12 protein-coding genes and 1 tRNA gene are annotated in these 12,990 nt (G+C 55.6%); 10 read left to right on the top strand and 3 right to left on the bottom strand.

The features are described from left to right. Nucleotides 1–189 precede the first annotated feature (189 nt). Both BS640_RS09710 and BS640_RS09715 read right to left on the bottom strand, forming a co-directional pair. Nucleotides 190–975 (bottom strand): SDR family oxidoreductase, encoded by a 786-nt coding sequence (locus BS640_RS09710; protein WP_017491837.1) that lies wholly within the window; start codon nt 973–975, stop codon nt 190–192. Continuing rightward, on the bottom strand, nt 975–1,886 hold the full coding sequence (locus BS640_RS09715) for a GntR family transcriptional regulator (RefSeq protein ID WP_017491836.1): 912 nt from the start codon (nt 1,884–1,886) through the stop codon (nt 975–977). Before BS640_RS09715 ends, BS640_RS09710 begins: the two co-directional genes overlap by 1 nt. Nucleotides 1,887–2,074: 188 nt before the next feature. Here BS640_RS09715 and BS640_RS09720 point away from each other — a divergent pair, with 188 nt between their 5' ends. From BS640_RS09720 to BS640_RS09750, 7 genes are all read left to right on the top strand, one after another. Then, nucleotides 2,075–2,893: an ABC transporter substrate-binding protein gene (locus BS640_RS09720; protein WP_084912472.1), complete on the top strand. Its 819-nt coding sequence runs from the start codon at nt 2,075–2,077 to the stop codon at nt 2,891–2,893. Between the two features lie 84 nt (nt 2,894–2,977). Next, nucleotides 2,978–3,691, top strand: coding sequence for an amino acid ABC transporter permease (locus BS640_RS09725; protein ID WP_017491834.1), 714 nt, complete (start codon nt 2,978–2,980; stop codon nt 3,689–3,691). A 10-nt stretch (nt 3,692–3,701) separates the two neighbouring features. Continuing rightward, nucleotides 3,702–4,445 carry an amino acid ABC transporter ATP-binding protein gene (locus tag BS640_RS09730; protein ID WP_017491833.1) on the top strand — a complete coding sequence of 248 codons (744 nt, stop codon included), beginning with the start codon at nt 3,702–3,704 and terminating at the stop codon, nt 4,443–4,445. Between the two features lie 46 nt (nt 4,446–4,491). Next, nucleotides 4,492–5,658, top strand: coding sequence for a M20 family metallopeptidase (locus BS640_RS09735; protein ID WP_084912473.1), 1,167 nt, complete (start codon nt 4,492–4,494; stop codon nt 5,656–5,658). 4 nt (nt 5,659–5,662) lie between these two features. Then, nucleotides 5,663–6,760, top strand: a complete 1,098-nt coding sequence (locus BS640_RS09740; protein WP_017491831.1) for a mandelate racemase/muconate lactonizing enzyme family protein — start codon at nt 5,663–5,665, stop codon at nt 6,758–6,760. Nucleotides 6,761–6,794: 34 nt separating this feature from the next. Further along, nucleotides 6,795–7,979: a M24 family metallopeptidase gene (locus BS640_RS09745; RefSeq protein ID WP_038328010.1), complete on the top strand. Its 1,185-nt coding sequence runs from the start codon at nt 6,795–6,797 to the stop codon at nt 7,977–7,979. A gap of 30 nt (nt 7,980–8,009) precedes the next feature. Beyond that, nucleotides 8,010–8,930 (top strand): dihydrodipicolinate synthase family protein, encoded by a 921-nt coding sequence (locus tag BS640_RS09750; protein WP_084912474.1) that lies wholly within the window; start codon nt 8,010–8,012, stop codon nt 8,928–8,930. A 60-nt stretch (nt 8,931–8,990) separates the two neighbouring features. Here the strand turns inward: BS640_RS09750 and BS640_RS09755 are convergent, their stop codons facing one another. Further along, nucleotides 8,991–10,193: a glutamine amidotransferase-related protein gene (locus BS640_RS09755; protein WP_206600923.1), complete on the bottom strand. Its 1,203-nt coding sequence runs from the start codon at nt 10,191–10,193 to the stop codon at nt 8,991–8,993. Nucleotides 10,194–10,429: 236 nt separating this feature from the next. Between BS640_RS09755 and BS640_RS09760 the strand changes: the two genes are divergently transcribed. The 3 genes from BS640_RS09760 (at nt 10,430) to BS640_RS09770 (ending at nt 12,988) form a co-directional block, all read left to right on the top strand. Next, complete coding sequence (locus BS640_RS09760) at nt 10,430–11,638, top strand: aminotransferase class I/II-fold pyridoxal phosphate-dependent enzyme (protein WP_084912476.1); 1,209 nt, start codon at nt 10,430–10,432, stop codon at nt 11,636–11,638. A 213-nt stretch (nt 11,639–11,851) separates the two neighbouring features. Continuing rightward, nucleotides 11,852–11,927, top strand: a tRNA-Asn gene (locus BS640_RS09765). Between the two features lie 542 nt (nt 11,928–12,469). After that, a complete protein-coding gene (locus tag BS640_RS09770; RefSeq protein ID WP_084912477.1) occupies nt 12,470–12,988 on the top strand; it encodes an S-type pyocin domain-containing protein in 519 nt (172 codons plus the stop codon). Nucleotides 12,989–12,990 lie beyond the last annotated feature (2 nt).

Consider the following 12,990-nt stretch of genomic DNA (forward strand, 5'->3'; position numbering starts at 1 on the left):
TAGAAAATACCCAGGGAAATAATCCGTCTAATGGCCTATAAAATAAGAAAAAATGCGCAGGATTTTGACAGAGGGATAAATAAAGAGAAAAGAATCGCAGATTAACTCACCCACGGTGTTGCACCATCATAATGCAAGCTTATGTTTACGAAAAAGCCCGTCACGCTGTGACAGGCTTAATGGACAACATTACACGGAAGGGATCATGCCGCCGTCAACGCGGATAACGGAGCCGGTCATATACGAAGCCTGACGGCTAGCAAGAAATGCGGCGACTGCGCCATACTCTTCCGGCTCGCCGTAACGCCCGATGGGGATGGTTGAGGCACTCTTGCTCGCCACCTCTTCGACCGAAATACCCTCGCGTCCCGCTCGTGCTTCGTCGAGCTGACCCAGTCGTTTAGTCGCAATGCGTCCCGGCAAAATCACATTAACGGTGATGCCTTCACTGGCCACTTCGCTGGCCAGCGTCTTGGACCAGCCAACCAGCGCCATACGCAGCGTGTTCGACATACCCAGGTTCGGGATCGGCGTGACAATGCCCGACGAGGTGCTGGTAATGATGCGACCCCAGCCGAGGCTGCGCATATCCGGCAACACTTTGTCGGTCAGTTGAATCAGCGAGCTGACCATGGTGGAGAACTGCGTGGCCCACAATTCCGGTGCGACGCCGCTCGCCTTGGTCGGCGGCGGGCCACCGGAGTTGTTGACCAGAATGCCGATTGGGCCAAGATATTGGTGAATGCCTGCCAACACCTGGTCAAACTTTTCCGGCTGAGTTAAATCCATGACGAACGCCTTTGCGCGTCCCCCTGCGGCTTTAATCATCTCGGCGGTTTCAATCAGTGCCGCTTCCGTACGCCCGCATACCGCCACGGCGGCCCCTTCGGCCCCCAGCGAAAGCGCCATCGCACGCCCCAATCCTCCCCCGGCACCGCTCACCAGCGCCACGCGGCCTGTAATTCCAAAATCCATCACAATCCTCTTTCGTTAGATTTACTGACTTTGTTCAAGACCATTTGATACGCAGATTGCAGGTGCTGACGCATCATCTCGGCGGCTTCACTTAACCGCTCCTCGAGCACGGCGTCGATAATAGCGACGTGCTCCTGACACCACTCGCGAACGCGCTGCTTGTTGGTATAGCTGCCAAATTCCAGCAAACGGCGCAGGCGATTTTGTTGCTGGATAGCCTGCAGGACAAAGATATTGCCGCTGAACTCGGCCAGCATTTCGTGAAAAGTGGCGTCGGTTTCAAATATCTGCCGACTGTCCACGTTGAGAATATCCGGATGATTTATCAGATAAATATGCTGAAGGCGCAGGCGCTTAAGTGCGCTTTTATCGGCGCGAAAACCGGGAGAAACCAAACCACCCGGCTCAATCATCAGGCGAAATCCGTAACCGTTACTCAGCGCGACGTCGCTGTTCAAGGTCGGCAGAAACGACCAGCCGTGGCCCTTGTTACGCGCGATCAAACCGTCTTCAGCAAGGCGCAACAAAGTGCGCGACATCACGCCACGATCGGCGTCATAGCGCTGGGCAATTTCAATTTGGGTCAATGAATCAGGCAGTTTTCCGGCGATGCGGTCTTTTACCAGCTGCTCGTACAGCTCCTGATCGCTGCTGGTCGGGACATCGATGCTGATGCGCTGTAGCTCGTCATAGGCTTTGAGCAGAAAAAAACCCTGATTGCGGCGGGCCTCGATGATGCCTAACTCGCTCAGAAGCTTGAGCGCAGCACGCACCGGCGTGCGGGAAACCCCGGCCATATCGGCCAACTGTTGCTCGCGCAGGTGATGGCCTGGCTCAAATTTTGCTTCACGTATCAGGTCGAGGATCTGGTTGGCAAGACGCCTTCCACTGGCGGTCGCTGTTTGTGTCATGAAAGCAGGCACCTAAAGTATTTATTGCAATGAATATACAATATCACAGCGTTCATTATTGGTGAAGCCTGCATGTAAATCCCCCAAATCGTGCATTTATGCACCATAAAAGAGCCTTGACTCACAACTTTAATTGTATTTAATGATACACAAAGAGCAATCCTGCTCATGAGAAAATGGAGTCTGTCATGCCGAAAAAAACTTTTTTGCGCCGATATACCACCGTATCTCTGGCTGCCCTTTGCCTGAGTCTTCCCTTGCTGAGTCAGGCGGCCACGCCGTCGCTGGTTACCCCAGGTCAGCTCACCTACGGGACTGCCGCCACCTTCATGCCCTTTGAGTTCACCCAAAACGGCCAACTGACCGGCTTTGATATTGACCTGATTACCGCCCTGTCGAAAAAACTGGCACTCAAACCTGCACCGATGTCGATGGAGTTCAAAGGGCTTATTCCCGCGCTACAGGGCAAGCGTCTGGATATCATCAACTCGGCGATGTACATCAACCCGACGCGCGCCCAACAGGTCGACTTCGTGCCTTATCTGAAAATCGGCAGCCGGGTGATTGTTGCCAAGGGTAATCCAGAGAAAATTACCGGCCGTGACCTGTCGCTGTGCGGCAAAAATATTGCCGTCACGCTGGGCGGTATCGAAGAGAGCCAGGCCCGCGCAGACAATCAGAAATGCCTCGACGCTAAAAAATCTGCCATCAATGTGCTGACCTTCCCAGCCGCCACCGACTCCGCCGTCGCCGTCGCGCAAAAACGTGCCGATGCGGAATACCTGTCTACGCCCGGTGCCGTCGCGCTCCTGAGTGAAAAAGGCGACACCTTTGAAACCACCGGCCCAGAGTTTGAAGCCGAGACCCACATTGGTTTTGCGGTACGCAAAGGCGACACCGAGATGAAAACGCTGCTGGAAACCGGGCTCAACGATCTGGTCGCAGACGGCAGTTATCAGAAACTGATCAACAAATGGCAGTTCCCGGCCTCGGTCTCGATTTTCTAATGAAAGGCTTTGTATTTTTTGCAGCACGGCAAACATCAGGTCACCGTTTTTGCACGTCTTGCTCCCTGACATTGAGGAGAAATCATGTCGCTTGATCTGGTCTGGCAATACCTGTTGTCACCGGCGTTCTTCCAGGGCGCAGTCATGACCTTGCTGATTACCGTATGTTCGCTGTTTTTTGGCGTCGTCATGGGATTGGTTCTGGCCCTGTTACAAGAGTCCCGCTTTCGGGCAGGCCCTGTTCTGGCCTTCTTCTATTTATGGCTGTTTCGCGGCACGCCGGTGCTGTTCCAAATCATCTTCGTCTACAACGTGCTGCCGAGTTTTGGCCTGCGTTTCTCGGCCTTTACCTGTGCAGTAATGGCGCTTTCGCTTAACGAAGGGGCTTACATGGCCGAGATCCTGCGCTCCGGGCTTCAGGCCGTTCGCAGCGGACAGCGCACCGCCGGTATGGCGCTGGGCATGACTCAGGGTCAGATCATGCGCAAAATCGTTCTGCCACAGGCGGCGCGCATTGTGCTGCCGCCGATGGGTAACCAGATGATCAGCATGCTGAAATCCAGCGCACTGGTGTCGGTTATCGCGGTTCAGGAATTGCTGTTGATTGCCAATCAGACCGCCAGCGCCAGCTTCCGCTACTTCGAAGCACTCTGCGCCGCCGGCATCTACTATCTGGCGCTGACCACTGTTTTCATGATTGGGCAGGCCTGGCTGGAACGCGCGCTGGATCCGAAAAAACGCAAAAAACCCGCGTTGTCACTGACCGAACGCCTGCTGCGCAGCAGCTCACCTCAATAAGGGAAAGCGGATGAAAACTGATAAACCTCTGCTGGAAATCATTGGTGTCGATAAACACTTCGGCAACCAGCACGTGCTGAAAAACTGCACGCTAAGCGTGAAACAGGGGGAAACCGTGGTGCTGATTGGCCCCTCGGGGTCCGGCAAGTCTACCCTGCTGCGCTGCGTCAACCTGCTCGAGTCGATTGAGGGCGGCAGCATCTTTTTTCGCCAGTCGGATATCACCCAGTCCAACGTCGAGCCTCACCGTCTGCGTCAGGATATCGGCATGGTGTTTCAGAACTATGAGCTGTTCTCGCATCTCACGGCGGCTGAAAACATCATGCTCGCACCGATGACTGTGCTGGGCATCAACCGCGCCGAAGCCGAGGCTCAGGCGCTGGAACTGCTCAGCAAGGTGCGGATCCCTGACAAGGCCGACAGCTTCCCCGATGAGCTTTCCGGCGGCCAGCAGCAGCGCGTAGCGATTGCCCGTGCGCTGGCGATGAAGCCCAAACTGATGCTGTTTGACGAACCCACCTCGGCGCTTGACCCCGAGATGATCCGCGAGGTGGTTGACGTTATGGCAGACCTTAGCGCCGAGGGAATGACCAGCATCGTCGTCACCCACGAAATGGGCTTTGCGCGCCGTGCGGCCAATCACATCGTGTTTATGGAAAACGGCGAAATTATCGAACACGCGACCCGCGATGAATTCTTCGGGGGATCAGTGAGCCAGAGAGCGCAACGTTTCCTCGACCAGATTTTGCACTGAGTTACTTTTTCTGCGCCTCACCAGGGCCTTCTAATTGGAGAAACCGATGAATCCATCATCGCCAGATATCAGCAGAATGAAACGAGACCTCGCCGCGCTCGTGGCAATCAATACCGAAAACCCACCGGGCCGAGAACGGGAAGCCGCCGAGCTTATCAACGTCTGGCTACAGGAGGCGGGATTTGACCTTAGCCTCAGCGAGTATGCGCCGGGCCGCACCAACGTTATCGCCAGACTGGAGAACGGCGCAGGGCCGTGCTTCGCCTTTAATACGCATATCGACGTCGTTCCGGCCGGAACCGGCTGGAGTCAGGATCCTTTCACCCTCACCGAGCGCGACGGCAAACTGTTTGGCCGAGGCGCGTGCGACGCCAAAGGGCCACTGGTCGCAATGGTTGAGGCGATGCGCATGTTGGCCAGCCGTCCGCAGAGCTGGTCGGGCACGCTGATGGGCATTTTCGTGGCCGACGAAGAGGTCGCCAGCGAAGGCGCAAAATTTTACGTTCGCGAGGCACCGGCAAAAATCGATTTCGCGGTGATAGGCGAACCGACCTCGAATACCACGTATTCGGCGCATAAAGGCAGCCTGCGACCGCTGGTTCGCGTACACGGCGTCACGGCGCATTCAGGGACGCCGGAGCTAGGCGAAAACGCTATTTTCCGCGCCGCTCAGCTGTTGGGTCTGGTTGAACAGCAGCACGAGCACAGCGTGCGCTGCCGCTGTCATCCGCTGGTCGGTTCCGCCAGCCTGACGGTGACCCGAATCTCCGGCGGCCACGCTGATAACGTGCTGCCCGACAGCTGCGAACTGCTGCTCGACCGCCGCATGGTGCCCGGCGAAGACGAAGAACAGGTCAAACAGGAGCTGCGCGACCTGTTGGCGCTGGCTCAGGATAAATTTGGCGTGCGCAGCGAGATTGTCACCTTCAAACCCACTACCGGTGGCGCGACCGAGACCGCCGTCGATGAAGCTATCGTTCAGGCCGGTCTTGACGCCTGTCGCGCACAGGGTCTCGACGAGCCGGGGCCCTTCGGCTTTCAGGGCGGCTGCGACCTGGTGCATTTCCGCAGCCTCGGCACTAAGGGCATCGTTATCGGTCCTGGTTCGCTGTCAGTGGCGCACAAGCCGGACGAGTTCGTGCCGGTCGACGAATTTATTGCCGCCAGCGATATCTATCGCGACGTGGCGCTGAAAATGATGCCGCGAGGATAATCCGGTGAAAGCCACGCTTTATCGCGCTGACCTGCGCTATCCACATTTGCAGCTGTTTACCGCCGCCTCCGGCAGCGTTGCCGGTCTGGATGAACTGTATCTGCTGCTCGAAGAGAAGTCCGTCAGCGGGCTGGGCGAGGTGCGTATTAACATTGCCTACCTCAACGGCTACAGCGCCGAAGTGGTGCTGAGTGACGTTATCCGCACCCTACGCTCTCTCGACCTACAGCAGTCGGCGAGCGACCTCCTGCTCACCCTCGAGACGCAGTTGGCAGACTGTCTGGCACCGAGCCGCATGCTGTTCGACATGGCGCTGCATGACCTGATAGCTCGCCAGCAGGGGGTGACCGTCGCACAGCTGATAGGCTCCGACTTCCCACAACCGGTCTGCTACGCCACGAATCAGACGCTGTTCTGGTCGTCGCAGGAGCGCATGCTGAGCCAGGCGACGGCCTATATGGAACGCGGCTTTAGCCATCTCAAACTGCGCGTTGGCATTGGCTCATGGGTTGAGGACCTCGACAGGCTGAGCGCTCTGCGCCGGCGTTTTGGCAATGAGGTCCATCTTTCAGCCGACGCCAACGGGCAGTGGCAGCCTGAGCAGGCGCGCAGCAATCTGCTGGCGCTGCAAAAGTTTGAGCTCAGCTATCTCGAGCAGCCGATATCCGATGAAAACGCGCATTACTACCCTCAGCTTGCCGAGGCCAGTCCTGTTCCGCTGATGCTCGACGAAAGCATGAGTTCAGAGGCCGATCTGGCGCGTATTTTGGCGCTTGAGGGCAAAGTCTGGGCACACATCAAACTGGTAAAAATGGGCGGTATCGCGCCTGCGGTGCGGGCAGCGCGTCGCCTTAACGCAGCGGGCATCCCCTTTATGATTGGCCAAATGAATGAAGGCGCGGCGGCCACTGCGGCAGCGCTGCACGTGGCCCACGCCTGCCAACCGGCGCATGCCGAACTTTACGGTGCAGACGGACTTGGCAACGACCCGGTCTCTGGCTTGACCTATCACCAGGGATTAGTCAGCAGCCGAGGCAGCTCCGGCCTGGGCGTGGAGTTTAATCCGGCTCATGCTGAATTAATTCAAACCTTTTCGTCTTAAAAAAATGATTTAAATCTGAGAGTGAGAGCACATGATGAATAAATCTTCCTTGCCAGATCTTGGCCGCGTAGTGCCTGGGGCAGAGTCAGCCTTTAGTGAAGCAGAATATAAACAGCGTATTGAGCGTGCACGCCAGTTGCTGACGCAGGCGGGTCTGGATCTGATGGTTATCACCGGACCGGAGAATATTTTCTACCTGACCGGCCAGCAAACACCGGGGTATTACACCTTCCAGACGCTGGTATTGCCGGTCGAAGGTGATCCGGTATTCGTTATCCGCCAGCTCGAATACTTTAACTTCATCTCCAATACCTTTATTCGCGACGCCGCTATCTACACCGATGGCGATAATCCCGTGAGCTTCCTGCTCGAGGTGTTGAAAACCCGCGGCTGGAGCAGCAAACGCATCGGTATCGACAAGCGCGGCTGGTTCCTGCCGATTGCCGTTTACGAGGCGCTACAGGCCGAGCTCGGCACTCTTCACGATGGCGCAGGGGTAATAGAGCAGCTCCGCGCCGTGAAGTCGGCAAGCGAGCTGGAAAAAATGGCCCATGCGGCACGTTACGTCGACGCAGGCATGCTGGCAGGCCGCAACGCCATTGCGGCCGGGGCCACCGAGAACGATCTGGTTTCCGCCATGATGGGCGCGGCGATTGCCGCCGGGTCTGAATATATGGGCATGGAACCGTTGGTCTCTACCGGTCCACGCACCGGTGTGCCACACGGCACCTGGCGTCGCCGTCGCATCCTCGATGGAGACCCAGTCTTCCTTGAGATGGCCGCGACACACGACCGCTATCACGCGGCGCTGATGCGCTCTGCCTGGCTGGGAAAACCCCCTGCCATCGCAACCGAAATGGAAAAAACCTGTCAGGAAGCGTTGCAGGCTGCGCTTGATGCTATCCGCCCAGGGGCAACCTGTGAAGCACCACACCTCGCCTGCCAGAGGGTGATTGACCGTGCGGGCTATACCGACAATTTCAAGAAGCGCACCGGTTATTCGATTGGTGTTTCCTTCGCACCCGACTGGGGCGAAGGCGCGATCCTCAGCCTTTACAGCGGCATTACCACCGAACTCCAACCGGGCATGACTTTCCACATCCCGCCTGCCCTGCGCATTTATGGTGAGTTCACCGTCGGCGTCAGCGAAACCATCGTGGTGACGGAAACCGGTTATCGCGTTTTAGGCTCAGTCGAACGCCCGCTCTTTTTACTCTAATTACGCAAAGATTCAGCAAGGAAAAGATTGATGAAAGATATCTATGAAAGTCAGGCGCGGTTACGCGGTATTTTCAACATCACAGTAACGCCGTTCACCGCCCGCGGCGAGTTCGACTTTGCCGGTCTGGCGCGCAACGTTGAACGCGTTATTGCACTGGGCTACGACGGTATTTTGATAGGCGGCACCTACGGCGAATTCCCGACCATGACCACAGAGGAACGCGCGGTACTGTTTCGCAAGGTGATGGACGTGGTCGGCGATCGCGTGCCGGTGATGCTGTGCAGCGCCGGTTCTGACGCACGCGCGGTGAGCGAACTCACCCGGCTGGCGGGCGAACTGGGCGGTCTGCCGATGGTCACTCCCCCGTTTGTTTCCGAGGTGACCCATTCGCAAATCGTCAGCTTCTTCAAGCAGATGACCCCGCTCTCGCGAACCGGTATTTTGGTCTATAACGCACCCGGCATCGGCATTACGCTGCCACCGGCAGTGCTGGAAGAACTGGCGGATATTGAGGGCGTGGTCGGTATCAAACAGGGCGACCTGAACCCAACGGCGATTGACCAGATTGCCAACCGTCTCGGCGGTCGCCTGCGTCTGTTCTGTGCCTCCGACCTGGCGTTCCTGGGACCGATGATGTGCGGTTTTGACGGCATCAGCACCACCAACAGCGGCGCGCTGCCTGAGGTGATTTTAGCCACCTATCGGGCGCTGGAAAAAGGCGACGCCGCTACCGCGCGTGAACTGCATCAGCTGTGGTATCCGTATCGTGTACTGGCGCGTCGCCACGGGCAGCCGCAGCTGGTTAAGGCCGCCATGAACCTGCGCGGTTTTGACGGTCATCACGTCCGCTCACCGCTGATTGACCTTGAAGGAGGCGTAATAGAAGAAGTGAAGGCTGAGCTGCTGCGCCTGGCGCAAGACCCACGCTCTGGCGTGACCCTGAAGTAATCAGGTTTGGATTAACTGACCTGATACGGCCCCTCAGCGATGAGAGGCCGTTTTTATGGCTTAAGCGTCAGCCGCGGCCTGCAGGAAAGCACGCATTAAAGGATGCGGTTTTTCAGGCGTTGAGGTTAGCTCGGGATGCCCCTGCACCGCTACGTAAAACGGGTGCGAAGCGTACTCGATACCGTCAGCAATGGCACCGTCGAGACAGGTTGCGGAGATAGCCAACCCGTAGTTTTCCAGACTGTCTTTAAATTGCGGATTGAGCTGGAAACGATGGTTATAACGAATCGTAGACCGTTCACCGAGGATCGAGGCCATCTGCGAGCCGCTGCGCATCTTCATCACGTTATCACCTAAACGGTGCAACGAACGCCCTGCCGTTTCACCGAGAGGGATGAAGGTCTTGACTGCCGCCTGAGGATCGGCCTCGGCCAGATTAGCCTGCGTATCACCGGACATCTGCTGAATAACCGCGGTCGCCATCGTCTGCATCCCCAGACACAGGCCCAAGGTGGGGATCCCGTGCTTGAGGCAGTAGTGGGCAACGCGGATTTGGCCGGCAACATTTTGCATATCTGAGCCGCCAGGCAGGATAACGCCGTCAATATCTTTGAGCGTACTTTGCAACACGTGTTCGGACGAACGAGGAGGGATAAAGACGATTTCAGTCAAGGTGCCTTGCGCTTCGGCGGCGTCGCCCAGCGAGGCCAGCGTGGCGGGATAGCTTTCAAGCTGATCCTGATAGGTGCCAATTAATGCAATGCGCAGTCGGCGTGAAGAAGAAGACTGCTGGGTGTGGTGACGCTGGGTGAAGCGGCCGAAGCTGTCGCGCCACCAGGTGTTTGGCGCGCCGTCGAGACTGTCTAGTCGATGGAACTGATAACCCTGTCTGCTGTGTTCGACCTCAACCAGTTGATAGTCCACCGAGTAGTTTCTGACTTCCCGCGCCAGCCGCGTAAACGAAGCAAGCTGCGAGGGGCCGAGCGGGATAATCCAGTCTTTCGCGCCGTGCAGGCTGAGGAGGTCATCAAGCTTCCAGACTCTGCCTGCCGATTTACCGCTGAGGCGCTCGTACCACAGGAGGCCGCTGGTCACTAAATCTCCTGCGGCGGTTACGTGCTGGCAGGCATCGGCGTAGCGTTGCGTGTCCCATTCTACGTTCAGGTGAGCTAGCTCAACCCCGCGCTGGGACGCGAGTACGCCGGCCATCGCGCCGTATATCGCGGGTTCCAAAGTGTTATGTGCAACAAATGTTAGAGACATAATTCCTACTTAACCTGATGGAAAAATAAAATGGACAAGAAAATGAATGCAACCGGTTTACAAAATCACCCAACAATCTGGGTCATTAGCTGCAAATTTCATGCCATGAGTCTGAGTAAAGTCTCAGAAAAGGGTGAATAAATCATGAGCAATATCTGAAGGCCCATGATAATTTAAAATTGGTTTATATGATTCATATAATACAATACTGCATTAATCTTACAAAAGGGTAACAGATGTCAGCTGAATTTACTGCGCCAAGGCTACGACGTGTTCGTCCATCACCGACGGCGGTTATTTCGGACCGAGTTCGCGCACTGTCTGAGTCCGGCGTCGATGTCATCAATCTTGGTGAAGGAGAGTTAGACTTCGACACACCGGATCACATCAAGCAGGCAGGCATCGATGCGATTGTACAAGGTGATACAAAATACACCGCCGTAGCGGGCACTGCGGCACTAAAAAAAGCTATTATCAATAAATTCTCCCGAGAAAACCAACTGACCTACCAGCCTAACGAAGTGATTGCCGGAAGCGGCGCAAAACAGCTTATCTTCAACGCGCTGTTGGCGACCGTCTCTGCGGGCCAAGAGGTACTCATCCCTGCCCCTTATTGGGTGTCCTATCCTGACATGGTCGCGCTGGCAGACGGCGAGCCTCGTATAATAGCCTGCACGGAGGATAATGGCTGGAAGTTACAGGCAGATGAACTTAAAGCGGCAATAACGCCTGAGACACGTTGGTTAATTCTGAACTCGCCGAATAATCCGACCGGGGCAGTCTACAGCACCGGGGAACTGCGGGCACTGGCTGAAGTGTTGCTGGATGCCCCACACGTGCTGGTCATGGCCGATGATATCTATGAACACCTATGCCATCAGCCCGCCGAATTCGCTACGCTGGCGCAGGTTGAACCCCGACTCGCCTCGCGTATCCTGACCGTCAACGGCGTGTCTAAAGGCTACTCGATGACCGGCTGGCGCATCGGCTATGCTGGCGGCCCGGCGTGGCTTATCTCTGCGATGCAAATCCTGCAATCGCAAAGCACCTCAAACCCGAGTTCAATATCCCAGGCAGCGACCGTGGTGGCTCTCGAACAGGACAACGGATTCCTGGCCGACTGGCGAGAAGCGCTGGATAAACGTCGACGGAGAATCATGGCCTGCATCAATCAGATTGATGGCCTGAGCGCCGAATTGCCCCCAGGTGCTTTCTACGTCTTCGCCAACTGTTCGGGCATGCTGGGCAAAACAACACCGAAAGGCACTACGCTTGCCAGCGACGTCGATTTTGTAGAATACCTGCTCGACGCCGCCCACGTTGCCACGCTACAGGGTTCCGCCTTTGGTGCATCGCCCTATCTGCGCATCGCCTATGCGATAGACGACCTGCGTCTGGACGAGGCGTGTGAAAGGATAGTTCGCGCCTGCGCGGCATTACGTTAAGTCACCTGAACGCAAAGACATACCCTGACTTGTCTGAAAGAGGAAGGGTTTTGCCCTAGTGTGCGCGAGTAACGCCTTTTTTTGCCTCACTCGCGCTACTTTTTGGCTCAACCTTCAACAACTTGAGCAAAGTAACAGCAGTCGTGCACAAATTTGCAGTTGTCCTTTGACATGCACCGCGCCAGTCGCTATTATTCGCCCCGTTCACACGATTCCTCTGTAGTTCAGTCGGTAGAACGGCGGACTGTTAATCCGTATGTCACTGGTTCGAGTCCAGTCAGAGGAGCCAAATTTAGAGAAGCCCGCTTAAGGAAACTTAAGCGGGCTTTTTGCTTTTACTTTTTTCTATTCTCAACAGAATCACATTTACTCCATCAAATAACGATGTTGTCAGTATGAGCTGATAAATATCGGTTTGAATGTTGTGTTTTTGAGAAGCCTGACAGCTCGCGTTTCCGGCATTTGCCCAACACGCAAGGGCGCAGAATGCGTGCTACTTACCCTTACCGGACGAGTTGTGCTGGCAAATGATTAACCGGAAACTGATAAGGGAAACGAGGAATACAGGGGAGAAAAATCTGCCCGTGCATTGCCTTGTGGGAAGGCCCCGGTTCGCAGCAGTGATATGGGTTGAGAGTTCTATCAGTTTAGACCTGAGCTAGCAGTGTTCTGAGATAGAAGTCTCGCAAATCTGACATTCTGCTTTGAGCGAAAAGCGGACCTTTGGCTGATACAGTTTTGTTATGTCCATACGGCCTAAGGCTTCGCCAGATAATGGGATAGAAAATTCTCTACCTCTCGTTTACCAATGTCTGAATCGTCACGACAACCCTGCCGATATATGAAGGTGCAGGATTACAGGACTTTATCTACTGGCAGCCGGATGCTACGGGGACCGGCGTCGAGCCCGTGTATGTCATGTTCAGCGATATCTATGGTGAAACCAACGCCAAGGGAAAGTACAGCGGGCGTGATTACAATACAGACAAGGCCGGCGGACCCATCCAGAATCTGGACTGGAAAAGTGCCACTATTGATCGCGCAGGAGTGGACAAGGTGAAACTACATACCGGACGGTTTGGCGAATCACCTGACAACAAGGTCATGATCGACCGTCTGGAGAAAATCCTTAAGGGTGAGTTGCAGGTTACCGATACCGACAAACGTTTTTATACTCATGAAATCAGGGAACTGGAACGTTATAGGAATCTGGGGGTTAAAGATGATACGGTTCCAGAAAATGGTGATGAAGTCTGGAACAATACTCACACGGCGACTTTGGAAGATTACAAGCTAGGTTCTGATGAGACGCTTCTGTATACACCTGAAGCATTGAATCCACAGAAATAAAT

Source organism: Rouxiella badensis (assembly GCF_002093665.1).
Classification (GTDB): Bacteria; Pseudomonadota; Gammaproteobacteria; order Enterobacterales; family Enterobacteriaceae; genus Rouxiella; species Rouxiella badensis.